Raw genomic sequence first — 25,335 nt, forward strand, 5'->3', positions numbered from 1 at the left:
CTTTGAGCCTCCTCCGTCGCGTCAAGACGACCCTCTCGATCCGCGCCCACCGCAGGGTGCGCGGACTGCTCGAGGGGGAGTACACCTCGATCTTCCACGGTCGCAGCATGGAGTTCGACGACCTTCGGCCGTACGTTCCGGGCGACGAGGTGCGCGACATCGACTGGAAGGCGACGGCGCGGCTGCGCACCCCGATGACGAAGCGGTTCATCGCCTCACGCAAACACACCGTTCTCGTGATCGCCGACACCGGCCGCAACATGGCCGCTCTCGCCGAGAAGGGCGACACCAAGAGCGACCTGGCCATTCTCGCGGCGGGCACGATCGGGTACATCGCGATCCGGCACGGCGACCGCGTGGCCATGGTCGCCGGCGACGCCGACCACACGGTTTTCGTCGAGCCAGCCTCCACCGAGGCGCACCTGGAGCGCATGCTGCAGAAGATCGCCGCGAACACCAGCGTCGCAGCCGGAGCGAGCGACCTGACGCGTCAGCTCGAATACGCCGTGCGCGCGTTCCGGCGGCGCATGATCGTCTTCGTGATAGCCGACGACCGCGAGCTCGGGGCGCCGGAGCAACGGCTCGTGCGCAGGCTGTGCGTGCAGCACGAGGTACTGTGGCTGCGCATCGGCGACGCCGACCTGATGAAGCCCGAGTGGAGCTCCGCCGGCATGCACGACGTGCACGACGCAGCCCCCATCCCCGCCTTCGTGCGCGGCGACCCGGCACTGCGCGCCGAGTTCGCCGCAGCGGTGGCCGAGAGCTCGGCGCGGGCGGAAGACGTGTTCGACGGCTTCGCGGTCAGCAGCCAACGCGTCAGCGCCGAGAGCGACGTCGTGCCCGGGCTGTTCCGCCTGCTGGAGGTGCATCGCCATGCCAGGAGGTGAGACCTTCTTCCCGCCCGTGCAGTACTCGCCGATCTGGTTCATCATCGGCGTCGTGATCATCGCGCTCGTGATCGGCTGGTACCTGTTCGTGCTGCTGCTCACACGCCGCCGGCCAGACCCGGTCGAGTTCGTCGGCTCCATTCCCGAGCTCACCACGAGCGTGCGCGACGCGTATCTCGGACGCATCGACGAGGTCGGGCGGCGCTACGCCCACGGCGACGTGTCGTACAGCCAGGCGCACCACGAGCTGAGCGCCCTGGTGCGCTCCTTCGCCGCGCAGGCGCAGGGCGTGCGTGCGCAGTTCATGACCCTCGACGATCTGCGCCGCACACCGCACCACGACCTCGCCGCCACCGTCGAGCGGCTGTACCCCGGCGCGTTCAGCGGTGCCACCGCCGGCAGCATCGACGATGCGACCGCCCGCGCGAGTGAGCTGGTGCGCTCGTGGAACTGATCTTCTGGTGGACGATCCCCGTCTGGGCAGCACTAATCGTCGTCGTGGCGCTGCTGCTGCGCCGCCGCCGTGCCGAACGTGCCGCCGTGTCGCTGCCGATCGCCCATCGCGACCGTCTCACCTCGCTGCCCGGCTATGCGCGCGCCCTCGGCCGCTACCGCCGCCTGCTCGTGCTGATAGTGGCGAGCCTCGCGCTCGTGCTGTTCGGCGCCGTCGCGCTCACGGCGAGACCCGCGTCCGTTGCATCCGTACAGCCTGAACTCAAGAACCGCGACATCGTGCTGTGCCTCGATATCTCCGGTTCGATGGTCGACTACGACAAAGAGGTGCTCGACGTCTTCGGCGAGCTCGCGCAGCAGTTCACGGGGGAGCGCATCTCCCTCGTCGTCTTCAACGCCTCGGCCGTCACCCGCTTCCCGCTCACGAGCGACTACGACTACATCTCGAAACAGCTGGCCGAGCTGCGCGAGCAGTTCGACTCCACCGACAGCGACTACTACCGGGGAACGCTGTACGGCAACGGCTCGTCGCTCGTCGGCGACGGTCTCGCGTCGTGCGCCGTGCGGTTCGACTCGCCCGACCAGGAGCGCAGCCGCTCGGTGATCCTCGTAACCGACAACCTGATCGCGGGGAAGCCGGTCTTCACCCTCCCCGAGGCGGGGGAGCTTGCCAGGTCGCGCGGGGTGCGCGTCTACGGCATCAACCCGGGCGACACCGAGGCGAAGGCCTACCTCGCCGAGCTCGCGACCGAGTTCCGCACCGTCGTCGACGGCACCGGCGGCGCGTACTACGCCCTCGACGATCCGGCGACCATCCCCTCCATCGTCGACGACATCACCGCCCAGCAGGCCGCGTCGATGACCGGCGAGCCCGAACTCGTGCTCGTCGACCAGCCGGCGTTCGGGGTGCTGCTCGCGTTCGTCGGACTCGCCGGGTTCTTCGGACTCGTCTGGAGGCTGCGCCGATGATCGCTCTCGACCCCGTGGCCCCCGTCTGGCTCATCGTCGTTCTCGCGGCGGCCCTCGCCGCCTTCTGCGGCTGGTGCCTCGCCACCTCGTCCGACGCCCGCGCGCGCCTCGCCTGGGCCGTGCGCATCGTCGCGGTCCTGCTGCTCGTCTCCGTCGCAGTGCGCCCGATGATCCCCGCCGACCCCGCCTCACGTTCGACGTCGGCCGGGGGACTCGAGGTCTACATCGCCGTCGACACGACCAGCAGCATGGCCGCGGAAGACTGGGGTGACGCGGGCGCAGACCCCGACGCGGCCCAGCGGCTCGCCGGCGTCAAGGCCGACATCGCGGCCATCGCCGACCGCCTGCGCGGCGCGAGCTTCTCACTGGTCACCTTCGACGGCGACGCCGTGCAACGGGTCCCGTTGACGTCGGATGCCTCGGCTCTCGTCTCTGCCGCCGAGGTGCTCACCCAGGAGATCACCGCCTACTCGCAGGGCTCGAGCGTCGACGAACCCGTCGAGCTGCTGACCGAGATCATCGGCGGCGCCGCCGATCAGGACCCCGGCCAGCAACGCGTGCTCTTCTACCTGGGCGACGGCGAGCAGACCGCGGCCACCCAGCCAGGGTCCTTCGAGGCGCTCGCCCCGCTGATCAGCGGGGGAGCGGTGCTCGGCTACGGAACACCCGAGGGGGGACGCATGCGGGAGTTCGGCGGATACGTCGACCCCAACGCGCCGACCGCCTACATCCAGGACTACTCGGACGGCGACCCGGTCGACGCCGTATCGCGCATCGACGACGCGCGGCTCGAGGCCATCGCCGCGCAGCTCGGAGTCGGCTACCTGCACCGCGACGCGGGATCGGGCATCGACGCGCTGCTCGCACCGCTCGAGCCGGGAACCTCGACCGTCACCGACGGTGTGCGCGGCGAGCGCACCGAGCTGTACTGGATCCCCGCGATCGCACTCGGGCTCTTCGCGCTCTACGAGGTCCTCGCGCTCGGCGGGCTCCTCGTCGAGGCTCGCGGCGCGGGAGGGCGAACGCCCCGCCGTCGCGACCGTGACCTCGACCCCGATCGCGATCGGAGCGCGCCATGACCCGGGAACTCGAGACCCGCACACGCCGTCGGCGTCGCACGAAGTACCTTCTCTGGTCGCTGCCGGTGGTGCTGGGCCTGCTCTACGTGGCGACCCGGTTGATGGGGCTATCGATCACCAATGGCGCGGCGCTCAGCCTGTTCGACTCCGCACGGTTCGAGTCGAGCGCCGAGAAGTCGACGGAGCTTCTCGACGAGACCCTCATCGAGCCGTACATCCCGTGGTTCAACCGGGGCGACGCGTACGCGGCGCAGGAGAAGTACACCGACGCGATCGACGACTTCGAGAGAGCGCTCGAGCTCGCCCCGGCCGAACGTCAGTGCGACGTGCGCGTCAACCTCGCCCTCGGCTGGGAGCGGCTCGGCGACATCTATGCGGTCAACGGTTATCCGCAGGGGGCTGTGCTGCTCTACGAGACCGCGCTCAAGGTCATCTCCGAGGGCGAGGACTGCGTTCCGCCAGAACCCTCCGGCGAAGACCTGCAGGCGGCGGAACCCCGCGTCGAGGGCAAGATCGAGCAGTCGGAGCGCCAGCGCGACGCGGCAGAGGGGTCGCAAGACGAGGGGCCGGGGAGCCTCGACGAGCAGCTCGACGAGCTGGGTCAGAAGAGCGAGGCCGGAGAGCAGGACAAGGCGACACAGGACGCCGCGGATCGCGGCGAAGAGTCACAGGAAACGGGGCGGCCGGCGAAACCGTGGTGACGGGTGGTAGGCGGTGATGGGCTGGCTCGGGTAACTTAGTCTTCAGGTATTCGCGACCCAGAGGACGCGAAACCGAACAGATACCTGAATAGTGGAGGCCCTCAGTGGACATCGATCTGAGCGTGCTGCGTCTCATGGAACGAGAGCGCGAGATTCCGTTCGAGGAACTCGTGGGCATCATCGAGCAGGCCATCCTCACGGCCTACCTCAAGCACACCGAAGAGAACGAACAGAAGCCCGGTGAGGCGCCCGCCAAGGCGCGCGTGCACCTGGACCGGAAGACCGGACACGTGAGCGTGTTCGTGGCCGAGCTCGACGACGACGGGACCGTGATCGGCGAGGCCGAGGACAGCCCGAGCGACTTCGGCCGCATCGCCGCCTTCGCGGCCAAGCAGGTCATCAACCAGCGTCTTCGCGACATCGCCGACGAGCACATCCTCGGCGAGTTCCGCGGGCGTGAGGGCGACATCGTCGCCGGGGTCATCCAGCAGGGACCCAACCCCCGCATGATCCACGTCGACCTCGGAACCATCGAGGCGATCCTGCCGCCCGAGGAGCAGGTTCCGAGCGAGGAGTACAAGCACGGCAGCCGGCTGCGCGTCTACGTGACGAGCGTCGCCAAGGGCGCGAAGGGTCCGCAGATCACCGTGAGCCGCACGCATCCGGCCCTCGTCCGCAAGCTCTTCGCCCTCGAGGTCCCCGAGATCGCGAGCGGACTTGTCGAGATCACCTCGCTCGCTCGCGAGGCCGGTCACCGCACCAAGATGGCCGTGCGGGCGACCGAGGCGGGTATCAACGCCAAGGGCTCGTGCATCGGCGAGCTCGGTCAGCGCGTCCGCGCCGTCTCGGCCGAACTGGGCGACGAGAAGATCGACATCGTCGACTACTCCGAGGATCTCGCGACGTTCGTCGCGAACGCCCTGTCGCCCGCCCGCGTCACGAGCTCCTACGTGATCGACGAGTCGACCAAGGCCGTACGCGCCCTCGTGCCCGACTACCAGCTGTCGCTCGCGATCGGCAAGGAGGGCCAGAACGCCCGACTCGCCGCGAAGCTCACCGGCGCGCGCATCGACATCCAGCCCGACTCCATCCTCGAAGACAAGTAGTCTTCCGGACGCTGAGCCTGTCGAAGCGCCCCTTCGACGGGCTCGGGGACCGGTACCTGCACCAAACAGGGGGTAGTATGGACTCCGTTAGAACTTGCCTCGGCTGCCGAGCGCGCGCCGACCGTTCCTCCTTGTTGAGATTGGTCGCTCGTGACGGCGTCGTCGTCGCCGATCAGTCGGCAACGCTTCCCGGTCGAGGTGCGTGGGTTCACCCCACGGTTCAGTGCGTAGAAGCCTCAGTGAAACGCAAGGCCTTCGGCCGGGCGTTTCGTTCGAGCGTCACGGTCGATACCGTGCAGCTTCTCGCAGATGGAGGAGTCTCGACGAGACTCCATGAAGAACAGGCTGATTGACCTATGGACAACTAATGAGCGGCTCGAAATGAGTTCCGTCCACTAATGGTCTGCCCCTGTCCGGGTGCAGACCCAGACAGGAGAATTGTGGCTGCCAAACCACGCGTACACGAAATCGCCGCCGAACTCGGCGTCGACAGCAAGATCGCCCTCGACAAGCTCAAAGAAATGGGCGAATACGTCAAGGGCCCGTCATCCAGCATTGAGCCTCCCGTAGCGCGCCGCCTCAAAGCAGCGCTCGAGGCCGCAGGCGTCAAGCCCGCAGCCGCGGCTCCCAGTGCTCCCAAGCCCCCCGTCAAGGCCGCGGCTCCGCGCCCGGCGGCGCCCAAGCCCCCCGTGGCCGAGGCTCCCGTCGTGGTCGACGAGCCGGTGGCAGAGCCCGTCGTCACGACGCCCGCTCCGCTCACCGTCGCCGAGCGCCAGGCGCAGGCCGAAGCGGCAGCAGCCGCCGCGGCCGCGGCACCTGCGGCTCCCGCCGAGGGCGCGGCTCCGGCCGCGACACCCGGCAAGCCCGGCGCCTCGAGCATCCCGCGCCCCGGCCAGCCCCGACCAGGCAACAACCCGTTCGGCAGCAACCAGGGAATGCAGCGTCCAGGCGCGGCTCGCCCCGGCAACAACCCCTTCGCGAGCAACCAGGGCATGCAGCGTCCCGGCGCCCCGGTTGCGGGCGGCACGTCCAGTGCCCCCGGCATCCCGCGTCCCGGTGCTCCGCGTCCCGGCGCACCGCGTCCGGGCGGACCCGGCCAGGGCGCACGCCCGCCGGCATTCGGTGCTCGTCCGGCAGGCGCCGGTCGTCCCGGTGGCGCAGGCGGAGCTCGACCCGCCGGTGGCGGCTTCCGCCCCGGTGGCGCTCCCGGATCCACGCCCGGCACTCCCGGCTCCAACTTCGGCCCGAACCGTCCAGCAGGCGGCGGCGGTCGTGGTCGCGGTCCCGGCGGCGGCACCGCAGGTGCCTTCGGCCGTGGTGGCGGAAAGAGCAAGGCCCGCAAGTCGAAGCGCACGAAGCGCGCCGAGTTCGAGCTTCGCGAAGCCCCGTCGCTCGGCGGCGTCAGCGTTCCCCGCGGCGACGGCTCGACGGTCATCCGTCTCCGTCGCGGCGCGTCGATCACCGACTTCGCCGACAAGATCGACACGAGCCCCGGAAACCTCGTCACCGTGCTGTTCCACCTCGGACAGATGGCGACGGCGACCGAGTCCCTCGACGAGGCGACCTTCGGCATCCTCGGCGACGAGCTCGGCTTCAAGATCGACATGGTCTCGCCGGAAGACGAAGACCGCGAGCTGCTGAGCGGCTTCGACATCGATCTCGACCAGGAGCTCGAAGACGAAGACGACGAAGACCTCGAGATCCGTCCCCCCGTCGTCACCGTCATGGGTCACGTCGACCACGGTAAGACCCGTCTCCTCGACGCCATCCGCAATGCGAACGTCGTCGCGAGCGAAGCCGGCGGAATCACGCAGCACATCGGTGCGTACCAGGTCGCTGCCGAGCACGAGGGCATCGAGCGCAAGATCACCTTCATCGACACCCCGGGCCACGAGGCGTTTACCGCCATGCGCGCCCGTGGTGCGCAGGTCACCGACATCGCGATCCTCGTGGTGGCGGCGGACGACGGCATCATGCCGCAGACCGTCGAGGCGCTCAACCACGCCCAGGCGGCCGGCGTTCCGATCGTCGTCGCGGTGAACAAGGTCGACAAGGTCGGTGCGAACCCGGCCAAGGTGCGCCAGCAGCTCACCGAGTTCGGCCTCGTCGCCGAAGAGTACGGCGGAGACACGATGTTCGTCGACGTCTCGGCGCTCAACAACGTCGGTATCGACAAGCTGCTCGACGCCGTCTTGCTCACCGCAGACGCCGGTCTCGACATGCGTGCCAACCCGAACAAGGACGCCCGCGGTGTCTCGATCGAGGCGAAGCTCGACAAGGGACGCGGTGCTGTCGCTACCGTGCTCATCCAGTCGGGAACGCTCGAGGTCGGAGACCCGATCGTCTCCGGAACGGCATACGGCCGTGTGCGCGCCATGTTCGACGAGAACGGCAACTCGGTCGAGTTCGCGACGCCGGCCCGCCCCGTGCAGGTACTCGGACTCACGTCCGTTCCCCGCGCAGGCGACACGTTCCTTGTGACCGACGACGACCGCACCGCCCGCCAGATCGCCGAGAAGCGCGAAGCAGCAGAGCGCAACGCACTGCTCGCCCGCAGCCGCAAGCGCATCAGCCTCGAGGACTTCACCAAGGCCCTCGAAGACGGCAAGGTCGAATCGCTCAACCTCATCATCAAGGGTGACGTCTCCGGTGCTGTCGAAGCACTCGAGGAGTCCCTGCTCAAGATCGAGGTCGACGAGTCGGTCCAGCTGCGCATCATCCACCGCGGTGTCGGTGCTGTCACGGAGAGCGACGTCAACCTCGCCACCGTCGACAACGCCATCATCATCGGCTTCAACGTGCGCCCCGACCCGAAGGCGCGCGACCGCGCGTCTCGCGAGGGTGTCGACGTGCGCTTCTACTCGGTCATCTACGCCGCGCTCGAAGACGTGGAGAACGCCCTCAAGGGCATGCTCAAGCCCGAGTTCGAAGAGGTGCAGTCGGGTGTCGCCGAGATCCGCGAGATCTTCCGCTCCTCCAAGTTCGGCAACGTCGCAGGTGTCATCGTCCGCTCCGGCACGATCACCCGCAACGCCAAGGCCCGCGTCATCCGCGAGGGAGTCGTCGTCGGCGACAACCTCGCGATCGAGAGCCTGCGCCGCTTCAAGGACGACGTCACCGAGGTTCGTACGGACTTCGAGGCCGGTATCGGTCTCGGCAAGTTCAACGACATCCAGATCGGCGACGAGATCGAGACGATCGAAATGAAGGAAAAGCCGCGGGTCTAACACCCCGGCGGGATCGGTGATTGGGCAGGTCGTTCGCGGCCTGCCCAATCACCGCCTTAACCACCTAAGGAGCAACACATGGCCGACCAGGCTCGCGCCGCCAAGATGGCGGACCGCATCAAGGTAATCATCGCCAAGTCACTCGAACGCGGCGTCAAGGACCCCAGGCTCGGCTTCGTGACCATCACAGACGTGCGCGTGACGGGAGACCTCCAGCACGCCTCCGTGTTCTACACCGTCTACGGCTCCGACGAGGAGCGCGCCGACACGGCCGCCGCGCTGAAGTCCGCCACCGGAATGCTTCGCAGCGAGGTCGGCAAGAACATTACCGCCCGCCTCACGCCGAGCATCGAGTTCATCGCCGACGGCATCCCCGAGAACGCCGCGCTCATCGAGTCGCTGCTCAACGAGGCCCGCTCACGCGATGCCGAGTCGGAGACCCTCGCCAAGACCGCGCAGTACGCCGGCGACGAGGATCCCTACGTCAAGCCCCGCGCGTTCGTGGGCGACGAGAACGACGTCGACGATGACGATGACGATGACGAAGACGACGCCGTGTTCGAGGCCGGACCCCGCCCGTAGCCCTCGTCAGCCGTTGGCAGTGACCAGCAGGATCGGCAGCACGATGGCGGTGTTCAGCAGGCACGCGGCGACGAGAGCGACGACGCCCAGCACGTTGGTGCGTCCCCCCTCGCCCGAATATGCCCTCCTGGCACGCACTAGCCCGGCGATCGCCACAGCGATCGTGATGAGACCGGCGAAGAACGACACCGCCCAGGAGAACAGGATAAAGTAACCGGTCTCCTGCGAATTCACCCAGTCGGGCCGGTCGAACGGTTCGCCCAGCGTCCAGACGATGAACGCCCAGTACACCACCAGCACGGCGTCTGAGACGAGGGCCACCCAGGTGAGCTTGGATACCGGATGCTTCGGGGTGGTGTCATTTCCATAGATGAGGGGCACTCCGCAACCCTCTCATGGTTACCGAGTGCTGCATGCTCAATCGGGCAGCTGGTACGCGTCGTCTACGGCCACGACCAGGCCGTCGGCGAGCAGCCCCGCCAGAGCACGGACGCGCTGCTCCTCGAGAGCGCAGACCAACGCGACCTCGTCGGCGGTCACCGGCACGTCGCTCGCACGCAGCTCGGCCATGATGAGGCCGCGCACCTGCCGGTCGGACCCGGCGAATTTCTTCTGCACGGGCGCCCGCTTCCCCTCGAACGCCGGGTAGCCCGCCAGGCGCCACGCGCACTGGTCGGCGATGGGGCAGGCGTCGCAGCGAGGCGACCTCGCCGTGCACACGACGGCCCCGAGCTCCATGATGGCGACGTTGGCCCGGCGGGCATCCGTCACCGACTCGGGCAGGATCGCCTCCATGTCGGCGAGGTCCCGCTTGGCGGCCGGTCCTGGCTCGCCCTGTCCGTGTACTGCCCTGGCGATGACCCTGCGGATGTTCACGTCGACGACCGGGTGCCGGTGGCCGTAGGCGAAGACGGCGACGGCCCGCGCGGTGTAGTCGCCCACCCCGGGCAGGGCCAGCAGCGACGGCACGTCGTGCGGCACGACTCCGACGTGGCGCTCGGTGATGGCGACCGCGGCGGCGTGCAACGCCAGCGCGCGCCGCGGGTAGCCGAGGCTCGCCCACGCCCGCACGGCGTCGCCCGACGGCGCCGCTGCGAGGTCCGCGGGTGTCGGCCAGCGGTCGAGCCACTCCTCGAGGCGGGGGATGACCCGAACGACGGGGGTCTGCTGCAGCATGAACTCGCTGACCAGGGTTCCCCACGCGGTGAACCCGGGGCGTCGCCACGGGAGATCCCGGCCGTTGCCCTCGAACCAGTCGCTCGTCGCGGGTGCAATGCTCACATCCCCACTCTAGGCTCGGCCCGAACCGACGAGGCGTAGGCTGACGGCATGACGCGCTGGGCACCACAGAAGAAGGACGTTCTCGCCTCCCTCGCCGAGGAGATCCTGCACAACTACGGCCGGGGGCGCACCATCGTCGCGGTCGACGGAATCGACGTCGCCGGCACGGGCGAGTTCGCCGACGACCTCGCCGAAGCCATGCGGCTCAAGGGCCACACGGTGTTCCGCGCCTCGATCGAGGGATTCCACCGCCCGCGCGCGCTGCGGTACGCGAGGGGGAGGGACTCGCCGGAGGGCTTCTACCGCGACTCCTACGACTACCGCACCTTCAAGCGCACCCTCGTCGAACCGTTCCGCATGGGAGGCAGCACCAGCTTCGTCGCCGCCGCCTTCGACGTCCGCCGCGACGCGCAGGTCGAGCCCGTGTGGCTCAGCGGTCCGGCAGACGCCGTGCTCATCGTCGACGGGAACTTCCTGAACCGCCCCGAGCTGCGTGGGCTGTGGAACTACTCGGTGTGGCTCGAGGTCTCCGAGGCGGAGGCCGACGCGAGACGCATCGACCGCGACCGAACCTCGCCCAGCCCACGTCCCGAGCGCCACCTGCGCTACAGCGGCGCCCAGGCCCTCTACGCGGTCGAGTCCACACCCCGCACACGCGCTACCGCGATCATCGACAACACCGACGTCGACGTGCCCCGTCGCGTGTTCGCCGACAGCTGCTAGACGCCTCGCTCAGGACGCGGTCGCGGCCCTGGCCACGACGACCTCCGGCACGACGAAGGCCTTGCTCGACTCCACCTCGTGCACGAGCCGCACGATGAGGGCGTTGATCGGCGTCGCCACGCCGCCGCGCTCGCCCGCCGCGACGACCGCGCCGTTGAGGTAGTCGATCTCGCTCGGCTGGTCGCGCCGGATGCTCTGCAGGGTCGAACCCGGGTTCGGCACCGCGCCCATGCGGCGTCGCATCAGCAGGGGCAGCTGCTGCGCAGCCCAGTAGGGTGCGCGTGCGAAGGCGCTGAGCGACGCGTCGCCTAGGCCTCCGAGCTTCGCGAACCTCACACCGAGCGCGTGCCCCGCCAGGACGCCCTCGCGCATGCTCTGCACGAGCACTCGGCGCAGTCCGCTGTGAGAGATGACCTCCTGCACGCTCAGTCCGGTGACCGCGGGCAGAGCGTTCACCTGGTTGATCAGCAGCTTGGTCCACTGCGCGGAGGCGAAGTCGTCGATGCGCCGCACGGGCAGCACTGGCGAGAGCACCCTCTCGAACTCGCGGGCCGCTGCGTCGTCGTCGCCGCCGATGAACGTCGGGTTGGGCGTGGTGATGGTGACTTCGCCGGGGGAGAGGTAGGAGGCGGCGAACATCGCCAGTCCGCCGACGACGCGGGCCCCGGGCGCCGCGGCGCGCGCGTTGGCGATGCCGTCGAGGCCGTTCTGCACGACCAGCATCGGAGAGTCGCCGACGAACGCCAGGTTGTCGGTGATGGCGGCGACGGCGTCCTGCGCCTTGGTCGTCACGATCACGAGCTCAGCGGGAGCAGACAGACGCTCCGCCGCCGTGACCGCCGCAATCGCCTCGCCCCAGGCGCCGCGCAGCCGGATGCCCCGCTCGCGGATCGCGTCGAGGTGGGCGCCACGGGCGGTGACCTCGACCTCGTGCCCGGCGCCGGCGAGAAGCGCGGCGACGGCTCCGCCCACGGCCCCGGCTCCGATCACAGCGATTCGCATAGGGAGAGCCTAGGCGCTCGCGCTGTCCGCACCCGGGGAAGGCGCACCCCGCGGATTGCTACCATCGACTTCATGCATCCTTCGCGCCATCCGTCGTCGATCGCCGCCCGGTGAAGCCGCCGACGAACCCGGCCAGCGGCATCCTGCTCGTCGACAAGCCGAAGGGTCTCACCAGTCACGACGTCGTCTCGCGCACCCGAAAGATCGCGGGCACCCGCAAGATCGGCCACGCCGGAACCCTCGACCCCATGGCGACCGGGCTGCTCGTCCTCGGTATGAACAGCTCGACGCGGCTGCTCACCTTCCTCGTCGGCCTCGGCAAGGAGTACTTCGCGACGATCCGGCTCGGGCAGTCCAGCGACACGGATGACGCGGAGGGAACCCTCGGCGAGCCCGCCGACACCTCCGGGGTGCACGGGGCAGCCGTCGCCGCGGGCATCGCGGCGCTCACCGGCGAGATCTCGCAGGTGCCGAGCAGCTTCAGCGCCATCAAGGTCGACGGCAAGCGCGCCTACTCGCTCGCGCGGGCGGGGGAGGACGTCGAGTTGAGGGCTCGCACCGTCACCATCGCGGCCTTCGAGGTGCTCGAGACGCGCGAGGTCGACGGTTTCGTCGACCTCGACGTGCGGGTGGAATGCTCGAGCGGCACCTACATCCGCGCGCTCGCCCGCGACCTCGGCCTCTCCCTCGGCGTCGGCGGCCACCTCACGGCCCTGCGCCGCTCGAAGGTGGGGCCGTTCGACGTCGCCCAGGCGTCGACGCTCGCGGACCTCGTGGTGAACGACCGGCTGCTCACGCCGGCCAGCGTCGCCACCACCCTCTTCCCCGCTCACAGGCTCGACGAGCAGAGTGTCATCGACCTCGTGCACGGCAAACGGCTCGAGATCCCCGAGCTCGCAGGCACGGACGGTCCGATCGCAGGGCTCGGCCCGGACGGTCGGCTGGTCGGGCTGCTGGCCGCGAACGGCGCGACGGTCAAGCCGCTCGTCAACTTCCCGACCGACGAGGTGCTCGCGTGACCGGGGTGCCCGCATGATCGAGTGGTTCACCTGGGCGCAGATCGCGGTCGCGGTCGTCGCCGGCCTGCTCGCGGTCGCCCTCGGCCTGTTCGGCCGCACCCCGGACGACCTCACCATGGGCGCCACGGCGCTCGTCACGGTGCTCCTGGTCGTGCAGGTCGTCGTCTCGCTGCTCGCCCCGGCCTTCGGGAACACGGCGACGGGGAGCGCACTCGAGTTCTGGGTGTACCTCGTCACGGCGCTGATCATCCCCCCGCTGGCCATCGTCTGGGGCCTCGTCGACCGCACGCGGTGGAGCACCGCCATCCTCGGCGTCGCCTGCCTCGCCGTCGCGGTGATGCTGTACCGCATGTATCAGATCTGGTTCGTCCAGGTCGCGTAATCTAAAGGCAATGACCACAACGACTTCCTCGCGTTCGACCGGCGTCGGACGCGTACTCATCGCCGTCTACGGCCTCCTCGCACTCGCGGCCACGGGCCGGAGCGTCTTCCAGCTCTTCGACGACTTCGACCGGGCGCCCGTCGCCTACTCGCTGTCGGCGCTGGCCGCCGTCGTCTACATCGTCGCGACCGTCGCCCTCATCATGCCGGGTGACGTCTGGTACCGGGTCGCCTGGATCACCATCGGCTTCGAGCTGCTCGGCGTCCTCGTCGTGGGGCTGCTCAGCATCTTCGACCCGGTGCTCTTCCCCGCCAAGACCGTGTGGTCGATGTTCGGGCGCGGCTACGGCTTCGTGCCCCTCGTGCTGCCGATCCTCGGCATGCTCTGGCTGTACCGCCACCGCGCCCGACCGACGGCCGCCGCCTCGGCGGAACCCCGGGCGGTCTGAGGGTGATCTTCTTCGACTCGCTCGCCGAGGTTCCCGCCGACTTCGGGCCGAGCGCCGTGGCCATCGGCAAGTTCGACGGTGTGCACGCCGGCCACCGCCGCATCATCGACGAGCTGCGCTCAGTGGCCGAGCGGGACTCGCTCGAGTCGACGATCGTCACGTTCGACCGGCATCCGCTCAGCATCATCCGCCCAGAGGCCTGCCCGCCGCCGCTGGTCAGCAACGCGCAGAAGGTCGAGCTGCTCGAGGAGTCGGGTGTCGATGCGACCCTGATGCTCGTCTTCGACCTCCCGTTCAGCCGGCTCTCTCCCGAGGAGTTCGTGCGCAGCATCCTCGTCGACGCCCTGCACGCCCGCGTCGTCATGGTCGGCGCCGACTTCCGCTTCGGGGCGCGGGGCGCGGGCGACGTCGCGCTGCTCCAGCGCCTCGGTGCCGAACAGGGTTTCGCCGTGCAGCTCATCGACGACGTCGTCTCGCCCGCTCCGGGCGCCGAGCACACTCGCCGCGCCTCTTCGACCTGGATCCGCGAGCTGCTCGCCGAGGGTCGCGTCGCCGAGGCCGCCGTCGTGCTCGGACACCTGCCGAGCGTGCGCGGTGTCGTGGTGATGGGCGCGCAGCGGGGTCGCGAGCTCGGTTTCCCCACCGCCAACCTGTCGCCCCAGAACGAGGGCTTCATCCCCGGCGACGGCGTGTACGCCGCCTGGTTCACGGTGGACGGGCGCCGCTACGGCGCCGCCGTCTCGATCGGCAACAACCCCACGTTCCACGGCGTGCCCGAGAAGCAGGTCGAGGCGCACGTGCTCGACGAGACCATCGACCTGTACGGCAAGACCGTCGAGGTGTCGTTCGTCGAGTACATCCGCGGTCAGGTGAAGTACTCCACCGTCGAGGCGCTCATCGACCAGATCGCCGACGACGAGCGCAAGGTGCGCACCATCCTCGGCTACCCCGACAAGGTCGTCGCCTAGGAGAGCCGGCCCGCGTCAGCGCTGGATCAGGTTCGCCAGCGGTACCCGCACGCCGTTCTGGATCTTCGTGATCACGTCGTCGGGGATGTGCTTGACGATCGGCAGTTCGAGCTCCTTCGCCCACGAGCCGATCTTGTCGACGATCTCGTCGCTGTCCAGGCCGCGCAGGAAGGGCTGGATCTGCGCCCACATCGGCTCGAGGGCCTTGATGTCGAAGTGCTTGCCGCCGAACAGGTTGCCGACCACCCCCTCGAGTCCTCCGAGGTCGAATCCGCCGTCTTTGCTGCCAGCCATGTCCTGCTCCTTCGTCGTTCCGCCCTCCATCGTATTCGCTGCGTCGGCGGGCACCCCGGCGCGCCCGAACAGGAACGCCGCGATCTCTGCTCCCGGAGCGTGCACGACCGACCAGCCGCGGCCCACCTGCCAGTCGCCGTCGAGCGCGACGAGCGTCGTGCCGCCGAGTACGGCCCGGATCGGCAGGGGAGCGCTCAGCGCGCGGGCTATGGCCACGGCGCCGAGAGCGATGGGATCGACGGCGACCGGCATGCCGGTGACCGCGGCGGTGTCGAGGGCCGCGACGACGGCAGCGGACAGCTCGGGGATGCGGGTCTGGCGGGCGTCGAGGGCGATCGCCTCCAGTTCGGCGGCCAGCTCGGTGGCCGGCCGCTCGGCCCCGCTGCTCGCGGCGCGCTTAGACAGGCCGGCCGACACCCTGCCCAGCCTCGTCGTCGACAGCCTCCAGACCAGCGGACCTGCCACGGCGCGCAGCCCGGCGTCGTGAGTCGTGCCCGCCGAGTCCCGCACCTGCCCGGCGATCGCCCGCAGCACGGCGGCGAAAGCGGCGGACCAGTCGCCGGATACTCCGCTCTCGTCGCGCTTCGGGCGCTGGCTCAGCGGCAGGTACCGGGACACGTCGCTCATGCCACCTACCTTACGCACCGCGCCTAGACTGATCGCGTGCCACCGACCCGCCCTCTTCCGCTCTGGGGAGGCCGCACCGTCGCGCTTCTCGCCGTCATCGCCGTCGCCCTCAGTCTGCGCACCGCCGTCGCCTCGATCTCGCCGATCATCGCCGAGATCCGCGAGGACATCCCGCTCACCAACGTCGGCATCGGTCTGCTGGGCATGCTGCCGCCCATCTTCTTCGCCCTCTCCGGCTTCGTCGGCCCGCTCGTCTCGCGCCGTCTGGGCCTCGAACTCGCCATCGTCGTGTCGATCGCGGTCATGGCGGCCGGCCATCTCGTGCGCGCCGCGTCCGGGTCGTTCACGATCCTCCTGATCGGCAGCGCTCTCGTTCTGATGGGCGTCGGCATCTGCAACGTGCTGCTGCCGCCGGTGGTCAAGCGCTACTTCCCCGACCGGATCGGCCTGGTGACCGCCACCTACGCCACGATCATGTCGATCAGCACCGCCGTTCCGTCGCTCCTCGCGGTCCCGGTGAGCGACTCGCTCGGCTGGCGGTTCTCGCTCGCGATCTGGGCGGCACTGGCCGGAGTGGCACTGCTGCCCTGGCTCGTGCTGCTCGCCAGGCAGCGGCGGGCGTCGGCCGAGCGGGCGGCAGACGACCTGTCGGCCGTCGAGGTTCCGGATGCGGCCCTGGAGCGCCGTCTCTGGCATTCTCCCGTCGCGATCGCCATCGTCGTGACCTTCTCGGTCTCGACGATCAACGTGTACGCGCTGTTCGCCTGGCTGCCGCAGATCCTCATCGACATCGTCGGCGTCACCCCCGCCGCCGCGGGCACCCTGCTCGCCGTCTTCAGCATCGCCGGTCTCCCGGCGTCGATCATCGCGCCGATCCTCGTGAGCCGGCTGCGCAGCCCGGCGTGGATCATCGTCGCCGGTGTGGTCTCGTTCCTCGTCGGCTACATCGGCCTGCTGGCGGCCCCCGGCGCGCTCACCGTCGTGTGGGTGCTGCTGCTCGGACTCGGGCCCATCCTCTTCCCGGTGTGCCTCGTGCTCATCAACACCCGCACCCGATCGCACACCGGATCGGTCGCCCTCAGCGGCTTCGCCCAGGCGATCGGGTACTCGGTCGGCGCATTCGGCCCCCTCATCGTCGGGGTGCTGCACGACGCGACCGGCGGCTGGACCCTTCCTCTGGTGTTCCTGCTCGCGACGACGCTCGCCGCGATCTTCGGCGCGGTCGTGCTGTCGAAGCCGGCGTTCGTCGAGGACCAGCTGGCCCGGTAGCCGCGTCGGCCGAACCGCGGCGCCGCGGACGGGGCTGCCGCCGACGGGTCTGCCCCGTCGGTTCGCCTAGTGCAGCATGTCCGCCCGGTGCACGAGGGCGGCCGAGCCGATCAGCGGACCCGCGTCGGAGAGCGACGACGGCACCACCTTCACCTTGGTGACGAAGCCGAACGCCACGCGCTTCGCGATGGCCTCGCGGATGAACCGGAACAGGTCGGGAGTGACTCGCGAGAACCCGCCGCCGATGGCGACGATCTCGAGGTCGGCCAACGCCGTGGCCGAGGCGATGGCCTGACCGATCGCGCGGCCGGAACGCTCGACGGCGGCGATCGCCGTCGCGTCTCCGGCGGCGTAGGCGGCGGCGAGGTCCTCGCCGGTCGCGCCGACCCAGCCCTGTCGGTTGGCCCAGGCGACGGTCTTCGGTCCGGAGGCGATCGCCTCGACGCAGCCGATGCCGCCGCAGAGGCAGGGGTCGTCGAATCCGCCGACCTCGACATGGCCGATGTGTCCGGCGTTGCCGGTCGGGCCGGCCACCGCTGCACCCTCGAGGATGAGCCCGCCGCCGATGCCGGTCGAGACGATCATCCCCATGACGTTGTCGTAGCCGACGGCCGCGCCCACCCAGTGCTCGGCGAGGGTGATGCACTCGCCGTCCATGCGCATGGTCACGGGCACGTCGGGAACCGCGTCGATCACGAGCTGGCGCAGCGGGTAGTCGCGCCAGACCGCCAGGTTGAGAGGGGAGACGAGTCCGTCGGCGACGGTGATCGGGCCGGCCGAGCCGACTCCCACCCCGAGCAGCGTGCTGCCGGGAGTGCGGGAGGCGACGGCGTCGCCGAGCACCGAGCGCACGGCCTCGGCGAGGTCGTCGGAACTCGCGAGCGGCCCGGTGGGGCGGCGGAAACGGCTGCCGGAAACGACCGTGCCGTTCGAGTCGACGAGCGCAGCCTCGGCCTTGGTGCCGCCGATGTCGATCGCCAGTGCGAGGTTCTGGGTGGTGGGAACCTCGGGGCTGGTCGTCGTCATACTCGATATTCTATGGTCGGTCGATGCCCTACCCGCGCTGCGGGGATTCGCAGGGCGCGGGCGTACCGTGGGCGGATGGCTATACAGCGAGTACTGGTTACCGGAGCGAGCGGCTACATCGGGGGGCGTCTGGTTCCACGACTGATCGACGCGGGCTACGACGTGCGTGTCGCGGTGCGCAATCCGCAGCGGCTGCGCGACTACCCGTGGGCGGGTGACGTCGAGATCGTCCAGGCAGACCTCACGGTGCAGGACGAGGTCGAACGCGCCGTCGAGGGTATGGACGTGCTGTACTACCTCGTGCACGCGATGGGTGCCGGCGGCGACTTCGAACGGTCGGAGTCGCTCGCGGCGAACACGGTGGCGACGGCCGCGAAGGCGGCCGGCGTCTCGCGCATCGTCTACCTCGGCGGACTGCACCCCGAGGGCACGCTGAGCCCTCACCTGCGTTCGCGCGCCGAGGTGGGGCGCATCCTGATCGACTCCGGGGTGCCGACCGTGGCGCTGCAGGCGGGAACGGTCATCGGCTCCGGCTCCGCCTCGTTCGAGATGATCCGGCACCTCACCGACGTGCTGCCCTACATGCCGGCGCCCAAATGGGTACGCAACTTCATCCAGCCGATCGCGGTCCGCGACGTGCTGCACTACCTCCTCGGTGCGGCGACGCTGCCGCCCGAGGTCAACCGCACGTTCGACATCGGCGGTCCCGACGTGCTGCGGTACGGACAGATGATGAACGGATACGCCCTCGAGGCCGGGCTCAAGCAGCGGCCGATCGCGTCGCTGCCGGTGCTGACTCCGTGGCTCGCGTCGCAGTGGGTCAACCTCGTCACGCCGATCCCGCGCGCGCTGGCGATTCCGATCATCGCGTCGCTGCAGTACGACTGCGTGGTGCGCGAACACGACATCGACGACTTCATCGCGCCGCCGGAGGGCGGTCTGACCGGCTACCGCCGTTCGGTGAGCCTCGCCCTCGGCAAGGAGCGCGCCGGCGAGGTCGAGACCAGCTGGCAGGACTCCTCGGTGTTCGGGGCGCCCAGCGACCCGCTGCCGAGCGACCCGGAGTGGTCGGGGCACACCGTGTTCACCGACCGGCGGGAGAAGCGCACCTCCGCGAGCCCCGAGGCGCTCTGGCGCGTGGTCGAGGGGATCGGCGGAGACAACGGCTGGTATTCCTTCCCGCTCGCGTGGGCGTTGCGCGGCTGGGCCGACAAAGTCGTGGGCGGCGTCGGTCTACGGCGCGGGCGACGCAACCCCGACCGCCTGAATCTGGGCGAGGCGCTCGACTTCTGGCGGGTCGAGGAGATCGACCGCGGACACTTCCTGCGCCTCCGCGCCGAGATGCGCGTGCCGGGCACCGCCTGGCTCGAGCTCACGGTGACCCCTGACGACGACGACGCACATCCCGGGAACGCCGCGTCCGGCTCGGTGTACACCCAGCGCGCCGTCTTCTTCCCTCACGGCCTCGGCGGACGCCTCTACTGGTTCGCGATCCTGCCCTTCCACGGCGTGATCTTCGCCGGCATGGCGAACCGCATCACGCTCGAAGCCGAGAAGAGCCCCACCCCCGAAAGGGGGCGGCGCGTCAGATAACGGAATGGTAACGGCGTCGCTATAGTTGCTGCATCCCGACTGCGATTCGGGCGAACCCGAACCAGAACGGACTGTCGATGGCGACAACCCGGGCGCTACCCCCGCTTACCCGCAGGCGTACCCGCACCATCTCGGCCTCCGCGCTCGCCGCGGCGCTCGTGCTACTCATCGTGTTGAGCGCGAGCCCCGCGAGAGTGCACGCCGAGAGCGTCTTCGGCACCCTCCGCAGCCCCGGGCAGCCGGCGCTCATCGCCGGTCATCGGGGCGACAGGTCGGCGGCTCCCGAGAACACGCTGCCGGCCCTGCAGGGGGCGCTCGACAGCACCATGGACTTCGTCGAGACCGACCTGCAGCTCACCGCCGACGGTGTGGTGGTGCTGATGCACGACGAGACCGTCGACCGCACCACCGACGGCTCGGGGGCCGTGGCCGACCTGAGCTACGCGCAGATCCGCGCACTCGACGCCGGCACCTGGTACTCGCCGCAGTTCGCCGGGGTCACCGTGCCCACGCTCGAGGAGTTCCTCGGCGTCTTCGCCGGATCGAGCAAGCAGGCGCTGCTCGAGCTCAAGGGATTCTGGACCGTCGACCAGGTCCGCCTCGTGGCGAACCAGGTCAACGCCAGCGGCACCCAGCACCGCGTCACCTTCGCCAGCTTCGACTTCACCACGATGATGAACCTCCGCACAGCGGCGCCGTCCATCCCTCGCGTCATCATCCAGCGGATGCTGCCCGCCGATCCGGTGGCCCTCGCAGAGCACTTCCGGGCGATCGCGATCCTCACCAGCCCGGCGTCGATCGAGGCGGACAAGACAGCGGTCGCCGCGATGCACGAGGCGGGACTCGGGCTGTTGCTCTACACGCTGAACAGCAGGCAGCGCTGGTCGGAGGCTCTCGCGCTGGGCGTCGACGGCATCGTCACCGACAAGCCCAGCAACCTCGACGAGTGGCTGGCCGAGACGGCCCCTGGCACCTAGGCGTCTACAGCTCGCCGACCAGCGTCGTGTAGAAGCGCACGCCGCGCAGCCACGACTCCACGCGTATCCGCTCGTTCATCGCGTGCAGGGTTCCGCGTTCCTCACCCGACATCTCGAACGGGCTGAAGCGGTAGACGTGGTCGCTGATGCGGGTGAAGTGCCGGCTGTCGCTCGCCCCGAGCATGACGTAGGGCGTGACGATGACCTCGTCTTGGCCGAAGGTCTGCCGCACCGTACGCGACAGCAGCTCCCAGGCGGCGCCGGTCGTGGGGGAGACGGGGGAGGGCTCCGACGGCAGCAGCGCCTCGACGCGCACCGCCGGGTCGGCGATGGCCGAGCGGATGTGGCGTTCCGTCTCCTCCACCGACGACCCGACCGCGATACGCACGTTGACCATGGCCTCCGCGCGTTCGGCGAGGGCGTTGGCCGCCTGGCTGCCGCTCAGCTGGGTCACGGCCTGCGTCGTGCGCACCATCGCGCGGGTCTCGTCGCTGAGGCGCGTGAACACGCGCAGCATGAGGGGACCGGTCAGCCAGAGGTTTCCGAGCGCCCAGCGCATCGGGCCGGCGGCGTGGGCGCCGACGGTGCGCAGCATCTCGACGTTCGTCGGCGAGAACCGGGCGGGAAAGGGTCGGGCGTTCAGGCGCACGATCGCGCGGGCGAGCCGCGCCGTGGCGGTGAGCCGGGGCGGGGTCGACGCGTGACCTCCTTGCTGGTCGACGGTGAGGGTGACGGTGGTGATGCCCTTCTCGCTCACACCGATCACCGCCGCGGGCTTGGAGACCCCCGGGAAGACGCCCTCGACGACGGCGCCGCCCTCGTCGAGAACGAGGGCGGGCCGGACGCCCCTGGCCTCGAGCGTCTCGACGATCGCGATCGCGCCCGCTCCCGTGGTCTCCTCGTTGTGGCCGAAGCTGAGATAGACGTCGTGGCGGGGGCGGAAACCCGCCGCTGCGCGGGTCTCGACGGCCTCGAGGATGCTGACCAGCGCCCCCTTGTCGTCGAGGGTGCCGCGCCCCCAGATCACGTCGCCGTCGCCGTCGTCGACGACCTCCGCGGAGAAGGGCGGCCGTGTCCAGCCCTCGCCGGTCGCCGGCACGACGTCGTAGTGCGCCATCAGCACCGTGGGCGGGCCGTCCTCGCGACCGGCCCAGCGGTAGAGCATCGAGTGCCCGCCGACGATCTCCCGCTCGAGCGCGGCGTGCGTCGCCGGATACAGCTGCGGCAGCGCGGCGATGAAGGCGTCGAACTGCCCCCAGTCGGTCTGCGCCTCGTCGATCCGCGACACCGTGGGAATGCGCACCAGCCGCCGGAATCGGTCGATCGACCCGGCCATCGAACCGGCCGCCGAATCGGCCTCTGACGCACTGCGCTCACTCGGGGCATCGCTCATGCCCACGAGCATATTGCCCCGGTGCCGTTCGCCCGGTTGGCAACCCTCACCGACCATCAGGCGGGCTCGACTACAGTAGCCCGATGAGCAAAAACCCTGGGATGGATGTCACGGCTGTACCGTCGTCGTGGCCGCGCACGCTGTCGCGTAGCGACGTCGTTGTGCACAAGGGTCAACTGACCCTCGTGAACGACCATCTCACCCCGCTCGAGTCGATGGTCGACGACCTGCTCTTCGTGCGTCGTGTGCTCGACGAGGCGGGGCTGGAGTACCTGCTTGTGCGCGGAAACGACGCGCGACCGGTGCTCGCCGTAGACATCCGCGACCGTCTCGTCCTGCAGTCGGCGCTGGCGACGGCGTCGGCCACCGAGCCGTTCTACTCGAAGACCGTCGACCCGAACGCCGGACCGGCCTTGTTCGTGGCCGACGGGCGGCTGTCTGCCGACGACAAGGCCCGGGTCTTCCGCCTCTACCGGCCGCGCATCGAGCCGCGCGGACGCCTGCGCTACGGTGCGTCGACGGGTGTGCAGGTGGAGCTGTGGACGTTCGGCGAAGACGAGATCGTCGCCCCCGTCGAGAACTCGCTCACCCGCACCACCATTCCCCGCTCGGAGCTGGTGGAGTCGACGGTGGAGCGCTACGGCACCACCTGGCGAACCGCCGAGCCCATGTTCAACCGGCTCGCCTCCGACGTCACCTTCGACATCGACATCGTCTTCTCCTGGGTCGACGGCACCGACGTCGAGTTCCAGCGCGCCCGCGCCCGGCGCATGGAGAGCTACGTGGTGGGGGAGGGCGACGACCACGAGGCCCGGTTCCGTCAGATCGACGAGCTGCGCTACGCCCTGCGCTCCGTCTACGTGTTCGCGCCGTGGATCCGCCGCATCTTCATCGCCACAGACTCGCCGATGCCGCACTGGCTCGCCGACCACCCCAAGGTGACCGTGGTGCGCAGCGAGGAGTTCTTCTCCGACCCGTCGGTGCTGCCGACGCACAACTCGCAGGCAGTCGAGAGCCAGCTGCACAACATCCCCGGCCTGGCCGAGCACTTCCTCTACTCGAACGACGACATGTTCTTCGGTCGACCGGTCACCCCCGACATGTTCTTCTCGCCCGGCGGCATCACCCGCTTCATCGAGGCGGAGACCCGCATCGGGCTGGGGTCGAGCGCGCCCGAGCGCAGCGGCTTCGAAAACGCCGCGCGCGTGAACCGCAACGTGCTGCTCGAACGCTTCGGCGTGACGATCACGCGCCACCTCGAGCACTCGGCCGCTCCGCTGCGCAAGAGCGTGCTCGCCGAGCTCGAGCGCGAGTTCCCCGAGGAGTTCTCCCGCACCGCAGCGAGCGCCTTCCGCAACCGCAACGACATCTCTGTGACGAACTCGCTGTACCACTACTACGCGCTCGTGACAGGTCGCGCCGTGGCGCAGACCGCGGCCCGCGTCAAATACGTCGACACCACGACGCGTGCCGGGCTCAAGCTCATGGACGGGCTGTTGAAGAAGCGCTCCTACGACATGTTCTGCCTGAACGACGGCAGCTTCCCCGAGGTCGAGCCCGAGGAGCGCACCCGTGCGGTCAAGTCGTTCCTCAACCTGTACTTCCCGATCGTCGCCCCGTGGGAGAAGCCGGCCGCCGTCACCACTGAGCAGGTCGGCTAGCACTGAGCAGGTCGGCTAGCACTGAGCAGGTCGGCTAGCACCGAGCAGGTCGGCTAGCGCGCTACTTCAGGGGCGCGACGACACGCTCTGCGTCGAGGGTCGCGTCGAGCTCCACCGCGCGGATGATGTCGATCGGCACGGTGAGAACGGTCTCCTCGTCGATGGCGTGCGCCGTGGCCGGCGCGATCCGCACTCCCTCGCGGCGCAGGATCGCGGTCGTCTCGTCGGCGCTCACGTAGCTCACGGGGGCGTGGACGCCCAGCGGCACGACGGAGTGCAGCACCGTGTCCTGATAGACGTGCACGAGGTTGAAGGCCTGCGCGCCGTTGCGGGCGCGGGTGCCGCCCACTGGCACGTTCAGGTCCTGCGTGTAGCAGGTGGCGGATGCCACGGACACGGGGATTCCCGCGAAAGTCGCCGTCGACGAGTAGTGCAGGTGGCCGGCGATGATGCTGCGCACGTCGGAGCCGTGCAGCACCTCCGCGAGCCCCGACTGGTCGCGCAGCTCGACGAGCACGGCGAGGTCGAGCACGCTCGGGATAGGCGGGTGGTGCAGTGCGAGGATCGTGCCGTCGGGTGAGGGCGTGCTGAGCTCCTCGGCGAGCCAGTCGAGCTGTGCGCTCGTGATCTCGCCGTAGTGATGGCCGGGCACGGAGGTGTCGAGCGAGATTATGCGCAGTCCGTTCACGTCGTAGACCCGGTCGACGGGCGCCGCGAGCTGGTCTGCGCCGAGGTGGCCCTGGTCGAGGAGCTCGGTGCGGAACGCGCCCCGGTCGTCGTGGTTGCCCATGACCCACACCACCTGGGCGCCTAGCCTGGCCGCAGCCGGCTCGAGGATCGACTTGAGCTGCTGGTAGGCGAGCGGGTCGCCCTTGTCGGCGAGATCGCCGGTGATGACGATGGCCTCCGGCCTGCCGCCCGACGCCTCCAACTCGTCGAAGAGCTGACGCAGATTGCGCTCGCTCTCGACGGATCCGTAGAGGGGGCCCTCAGCCACGAAGTGCGTGTCGCTGAGATGGAGTATGAAGTGGTCCGGCCGAGAGTATTCAGCCGTTCGGAGGCTCATGCAGCCCATTCCATCAGAGGTTTGCTGGACAAACGGTAAACGCGGGCTGGCGGGTCGGAAAATAGCGGAAAAAAAGCGAACGATCGTCTCGGAATCTGCGAGCCGGGGGCCGACGGTAGGATTCAGGGGAGATGAGCGCGTCGTACCCCACACCACAGTTCACCCGCCCGGCGCTCGCACCGGGCATTCTCGGGGCTCTCGCGCTGCTCGCCGGTGTCGCCCTCGTGCAGTCCGACACGTTCACGGTCATCCGCTACGTCGCGAGCATCCTCGCGCTCATCGTGATCGTCTTCGCCTGGAACGCGAAGCAGTGGTGGTGGATCATCGGGCTCGCCCCCATCGTGATCGCCTGGAACCCTGTCGTGCCCATCGAATTCCCCGACGACGTGTGGCTCGGCATGCAGTACGTCGCCGCTCTGATCTTCATCGCAGCGGGTATCCGCATCAAGGTGCGCAACCCCGAAGACCGAAATAGGCGCTGATTACCGGGACATGCTCGCGTATCGCCTAAGATGGGCGTAACGCACCTAGAACCCACCAGCCGCATCGCGACTGGGTCTGGACAACTCGAACGGGCGCCGACCGCACCAGCGATAGTCCCG

General features: G+C 69.4%; 26 protein-coding genes. 19 read left to right on the forward strand and 7 right to left on the reverse strand.

Annotation, left to right across the window (positions count from 1 at the left end):
* Positions 1 to 2: 2 nt before the first annotated feature.
* The 9 genes from ABIE21_RS01780 to rbfA all read left to right on the forward strand — a co-directional run bounded on the left by ABIE21_RS01780 (position 3) and on the right by rbfA (position 9,004).
* Positions 3 to 887 (forward strand): DUF58 domain-containing protein, encoded by an 885-nt coding sequence (locus ABIE21_RS01780; RefSeq protein ID WP_354023069.1) that lies wholly within the window; start codon positions 3 to 5, stop codon positions 885 to 887.
* Entirely contained in the window at positions 874 to 1,341 is a 468-nt protein-coding gene (locus ABIE21_RS01785; RefSeq protein WP_354023070.1) for a hypothetical protein, read from the forward strand. Before ABIE21_RS01780 ends, ABIE21_RS01785 begins: the two co-directional genes overlap by 14 nt.
* The gene (locus ABIE21_RS01790; RefSeq protein ID WP_354023071.1) at positions 1,332 to 2,309 is read left to right on the forward strand and encodes a vWA domain-containing protein; all 978 of its coding nucleotides are present in this window, start codon (positions 1,332 to 1,334) and stop codon (positions 2,307 to 2,309) included. The genes ABIE21_RS01785 and ABIE21_RS01790 overlap by 10 nt, the downstream gene beginning before the upstream one ends.
* Positions 2,306 to 3,388: a VWA domain-containing protein gene (locus tag ABIE21_RS01795; RefSeq protein ID WP_354023072.1), complete on the forward strand. Its 1,083-nt coding sequence runs from the start codon at positions 2,306 to 2,308 to the stop codon at positions 3,386 to 3,388. Before ABIE21_RS01790 ends, ABIE21_RS01795 begins: the two co-directional genes overlap by 4 nt.
* The gene (locus ABIE21_RS01800) at positions 3,385 to 4,089 is read left to right on the forward strand and encodes a tetratricopeptide repeat protein (RefSeq protein ID WP_354023073.1); all 705 of its coding nucleotides are present in this window, start codon (positions 3,385 to 3,387) and stop codon (positions 4,087 to 4,089) included. The genes ABIE21_RS01795 and ABIE21_RS01800 overlap by 4 nt, the downstream gene beginning before the upstream one ends.
* Positions 4,090 to 4,193: 104 nt before the next feature.
* Positions 4,194 to 5,195 (forward strand): transcription termination factor NusA, encoded by a 1,002-nt coding sequence (nusA, locus tag ABIE21_RS01805; protein WP_354023074.1) that lies wholly within the window; start codon positions 4,194 to 4,196, stop codon positions 5,193 to 5,195.
* A 77-nt stretch (positions 5,196 to 5,272) separates the two neighbouring features.
* Entirely contained in the window at positions 5,273 to 5,548 is a 276-nt protein-coding gene (locus tag ABIE21_RS01810; protein ID WP_354023075.1) for a YlxR family protein, read from the forward strand.
* A 45-nt stretch (positions 5,549 to 5,593) separates the two neighbouring features.
* Positions 5,594 to 8,422, forward strand: coding sequence for a translation initiation factor IF-2 (gene infB, locus ABIE21_RS01815; protein ID WP_354023076.1), 2,829 nt, complete (start codon positions 5,594 to 5,596; stop codon positions 8,420 to 8,422).
* 78 nt (positions 8,423 to 8,500) lie between these two features.
* Positions 8,501 to 9,004: a 30S ribosome-binding factor RbfA gene (rbfA, locus tag ABIE21_RS01820; RefSeq protein ID WP_354023077.1), complete on the forward strand. Its 504-nt coding sequence runs from the start codon at positions 8,501 to 8,503 to the stop codon at positions 9,002 to 9,004.
* Between the two features lie 6 nt (positions 9,005 to 9,010).
* On the opposite strand, the gene ABIE21_RS01825 is transcribed toward rbfA, so the two are convergent.
* Together ABIE21_RS01825 and ABIE21_RS01830 are read right to left on the reverse strand one after the other, a co-directional pair.
* Positions 9,011 to 9,385 (reverse strand): hypothetical protein, encoded by a 375-nt coding sequence (locus ABIE21_RS01825; protein ID WP_354023078.1) that lies wholly within the window; start codon positions 9,383 to 9,385, stop codon positions 9,011 to 9,013.
* Between the two features lie 36 nt (positions 9,386 to 9,421).
* Entirely contained in the window at positions 9,422 to 10,285 is an 864-nt protein-coding gene (locus ABIE21_RS01830) for an A/G-specific adenine glycosylase (RefSeq protein WP_354023079.1), read from the reverse strand.
* Positions 10,286 to 10,333: 48 nt separating this feature from the next.
* On the opposite strand from ABIE21_RS01830, the gene ABIE21_RS01835 reads away from it, so the two are divergent.
* Positions 10,334 to 11,008, forward strand: coding sequence for a uridine kinase (locus ABIE21_RS01835; RefSeq protein WP_354023080.1), 675 nt, complete (start codon positions 10,334 to 10,336; stop codon positions 11,006 to 11,008).
* A gap of 9 nt (positions 11,009 to 11,017) precedes the next feature.
* Here ABIE21_RS01835 and ABIE21_RS01840 read toward each other — a convergent pair whose 3' ends face one another.
* Positions 11,018 to 12,010: a ketopantoate reductase family protein gene (locus tag ABIE21_RS01840; protein WP_354023081.1), complete on the reverse strand. Its 993-nt coding sequence runs from the start codon at positions 12,008 to 12,010 to the stop codon at positions 11,018 to 11,020.
* A gap of 110 nt (positions 12,011 to 12,120) precedes the next feature.
* Between ABIE21_RS01840 and truB the strand changes: the two genes are divergently transcribed.
* The 4 genes from truB to ABIE21_RS01860 are packed head-to-tail and all read left to right on the forward strand — an operon-like array spanning position 12,121 to position 14,827.
* The gene (gene truB / locus ABIE21_RS01845) at positions 12,121 to 13,029 is read left to right on the forward strand and encodes a tRNA pseudouridine(55) synthase TruB (protein ID WP_354023082.1); all 909 of its coding nucleotides are present in this window, start codon (positions 12,121 to 12,123) and stop codon (positions 13,027 to 13,029) included.
* A gap of 13 nt (positions 13,030 to 13,042) precedes the next feature.
* On the forward strand, positions 13,043 to 13,411 hold the full coding sequence (locus tag ABIE21_RS01850) for a hypothetical protein (protein ID WP_354023083.1): 369 nt from the start codon (positions 13,043 to 13,045) through the stop codon (positions 13,409 to 13,411).
* A gap of 10 nt (positions 13,412 to 13,421) precedes the next feature.
* Entirely contained in the window at positions 13,422 to 13,859 is a 438-nt protein-coding gene (locus ABIE21_RS01855; RefSeq protein WP_354023084.1) for a hypothetical protein, read from the forward strand.
* A 2-nt stretch (positions 13,860 to 13,861) separates the two neighbouring features.
* Entirely contained in the window at positions 13,862 to 14,827 is a 966-nt protein-coding gene (locus ABIE21_RS01860; protein ID WP_354023085.1) for a bifunctional riboflavin kinase/FAD synthetase, read from the forward strand.
* Positions 14,828 to 14,842: 15 nt separating this feature from the next.
* Here the strand turns inward: ABIE21_RS01860 and ABIE21_RS01865 are convergent, their stop codons facing one another.
* On the reverse strand, positions 14,843 to 15,748 hold the full coding sequence (locus tag ABIE21_RS01865; protein ID WP_354023086.1) for a hypothetical protein: 906 nt from the start codon (positions 15,746 to 15,748) through the stop codon (positions 14,843 to 14,845).
* A 36-nt stretch (positions 15,749 to 15,784) separates the two neighbouring features.
* Between ABIE21_RS01865 and ABIE21_RS01870 the strand changes: the two genes are divergently transcribed.
* The gene (locus ABIE21_RS01870; RefSeq protein ID WP_354023087.1) at positions 15,785 to 17,017 is read left to right on the forward strand and encodes an MFS transporter; all 1,233 of its coding nucleotides are present in this window, start codon (positions 15,785 to 15,787) and stop codon (positions 17,015 to 17,017) included.
* Positions 17,018 to 17,083: 66 nt separating this feature from the next.
* Here ABIE21_RS01870 and ABIE21_RS01875 read toward each other — a convergent pair whose 3' ends face one another.
* On the reverse strand, positions 17,084 to 18,043 hold the full coding sequence (locus ABIE21_RS01875) for an ROK family protein (RefSeq protein WP_354023088.1): 960 nt from the start codon (positions 18,041 to 18,043) through the stop codon (positions 17,084 to 17,086).
* 75 nt (positions 18,044 to 18,118) lie between these two features.
* On the opposite strand from ABIE21_RS01875, the gene ABIE21_RS01880 reads away from it, so the two are divergent.
* On the forward strand, positions 18,119 to 19,636 hold the full coding sequence (locus ABIE21_RS01880) for an SDR family oxidoreductase (protein ID WP_354023089.1): 1,518 nt from the start codon (positions 18,119 to 18,121) through the stop codon (positions 19,634 to 19,636).
* A gap of 77 nt (positions 19,637 to 19,713) precedes the next feature.
* A complete protein-coding gene (locus tag ABIE21_RS01885) occupies positions 19,714 to 20,613 on the forward strand; it encodes a glycerophosphodiester phosphodiesterase (protein WP_354023090.1) in 900 nt (299 codons plus the stop codon).
* A 4-nt stretch (positions 20,614 to 20,617) separates the two neighbouring features.
* Here ABIE21_RS01885 and ABIE21_RS01890 read toward each other — a convergent pair whose 3' ends face one another.
* Positions 20,618 to 22,006 (reverse strand): M20/M25/M40 family metallo-hydrolase, encoded by a 1,389-nt coding sequence (locus ABIE21_RS01890; RefSeq protein WP_354023091.1) that lies wholly within the window; start codon positions 22,004 to 22,006, stop codon positions 20,618 to 20,620.
* Between the two features lie 83 nt (positions 22,007 to 22,089).
* Between ABIE21_RS01890 and ABIE21_RS01895 the strand changes: the two genes are divergently transcribed.
* Positions 22,090 to 23,667 carry a stealth family protein gene (locus ABIE21_RS01895; RefSeq protein WP_354023092.1) on the forward strand — a complete coding sequence of 526 codons (1,578 nt, stop codon included), beginning with the start codon at positions 22,090 to 22,092 and terminating at the stop codon, positions 23,665 to 23,667.
* Positions 23,668 to 23,728: 61 nt separating this feature from the next.
* On the opposite strand, the gene ABIE21_RS01900 is transcribed toward ABIE21_RS01895, so the two are convergent.
* The gene (locus tag ABIE21_RS01900; RefSeq protein ID WP_354023093.1) at positions 23,729 to 24,733 is read right to left on the reverse strand and encodes a phosphodiesterase; all 1,005 of its coding nucleotides are present in this window, start codon (positions 24,731 to 24,733) and stop codon (positions 23,729 to 23,731) included.
* A gap of 131 nt (positions 24,734 to 24,864) precedes the next feature.
* On the opposite strand from ABIE21_RS01900, the gene ABIE21_RS01905 reads away from it, so the two are divergent.
* Complete coding sequence (locus ABIE21_RS01905; RefSeq protein WP_354023094.1) at positions 24,865 to 25,215, forward strand: DUF6804 family protein; 351 nt, start codon at positions 24,865 to 24,867, stop codon at positions 25,213 to 25,215.
* Positions 25,216 to 25,335 lie beyond the last annotated feature (120 nt).

It is taken from the genome of Conyzicola nivalis (genome assembly GCF_040548875.1).
In the GTDB taxonomy this organism is placed as follows: domain Bacteria; phylum Actinomycetota; class Actinomycetes; order Actinomycetales; family Microbacteriaceae; genus Conyzicola; species Conyzicola nivalis_A.

Bases quoted from the DNA above. Each gene is read 5' to 3' on its own strand.
- ABIE21_RS01850 (WP_354023083.1), top strand. From the start codon at position 13,043: ATGATCGAGTGGTTCACCTGGGCGCAGATCGCGGTCGCGGTCGTCGCC.
- infB (WP_354023076.1), top strand. From the start codon at position 5,594: ATGGTCTGCCCCTGTCCGGGTGCAGACCCAGACAGGAGAATTGTGGCT.
- ABIE21_RS01875 (WP_354023088.1), bottom strand. From the start codon at position 18,043: ATGACGACGACCAGCCCCGAGGTTCCCACCACCCAGAACCTCGCACTG.
- ABIE21_RS01810 (WP_354023075.1), top strand. From the start codon at position 5,273: ATGGACTCCGTTAGAACTTGCCTCGGCTGCCGAGCGCGCGCCGACCGT.
- rbfA (WP_354023077.1), top strand. From the start codon at position 8,501: ATGGCCGACCAGGCTCGCGCCGCCAAGATGGCGGACCGCATCAAGGTA.
- ABIE21_RS01895 (WP_354023092.1), top strand. From the start codon at position 22,090: ATGAGCAAAAACCCTGGGATGGATGTCACGGCTGTACCGTCGTCGTGG.
- ABIE21_RS01800 (WP_354023073.1), top strand. From the start codon at position 3,385: ATGACCCGGGAACTCGAGACCCGCACACGCCGTCGGCGTCGCACGAAG.
- ABIE21_RS01855 (WP_354023084.1), top strand. From the start codon at position 13,422: ATGACCACAACGACTTCCTCGCGTTCGACCGGCGTCGGACGCGTACTC.
- ABIE21_RS01905 (WP_354023094.1), top strand. From the start codon at position 24,865: ATGAGCGCGTCGTACCCCACACCACAGTTCACCCGCCCGGCGCTCGCA.
- ABIE21_RS01885 (WP_354023090.1), top strand. From the start codon at position 19,714: ATGGCGACAACCCGGGCGCTACCCCCGCTTACCCGCAGGCGTACCCGC.
- ABIE21_RS01795 (WP_354023072.1), top strand. From the start codon at position 2,306: ATGATCGCTCTCGACCCCGTGGCCCCCGTCTGGCTCATCGTCGTTCTC.
- ABIE21_RS01890 (WP_354023091.1), bottom strand. From the start codon at position 22,006: ATGAGCGATGCCCCGAGTGAGCGCAGTGCGTCAGAGGCCGATTCGGCG.
- ABIE21_RS01840 (WP_354023081.1), bottom strand. From the start codon at position 12,010: ATGCGAATCGCTGTGATCGGAGCCGGGGCCGTGGGCGGAGCCGTCGCC.
- ABIE21_RS01785 (WP_354023070.1), top strand. From the start codon at position 874: ATGCCAGGAGGTGAGACCTTCTTCCCGCCCGTGCAGTACTCGCCGATC.
- ABIE21_RS01835 (WP_354023080.1), top strand. From the start codon at position 10,334: ATGACGCGCTGGGCACCACAGAAGAAGGACGTTCTCGCCTCCCTCGCC.
- ABIE21_RS01880 (WP_354023089.1), top strand. From the start codon at position 18,119: ATGGCTATACAGCGAGTACTGGTTACCGGAGCGAGCGGCTACATCGGG.
- ABIE21_RS01865 (WP_354023086.1), bottom strand. From the start codon at position 15,748: ATGAGCGACGTGTCCCGGTACCTGCCGCTGAGCCAGCGCCCGAAGCGC.
- ABIE21_RS01900 (WP_354023093.1), bottom strand. From the start codon at position 24,733: ATGAGCCTCCGAACGGCTGAATACTCTCGGCCGGACCACTTCATACTC.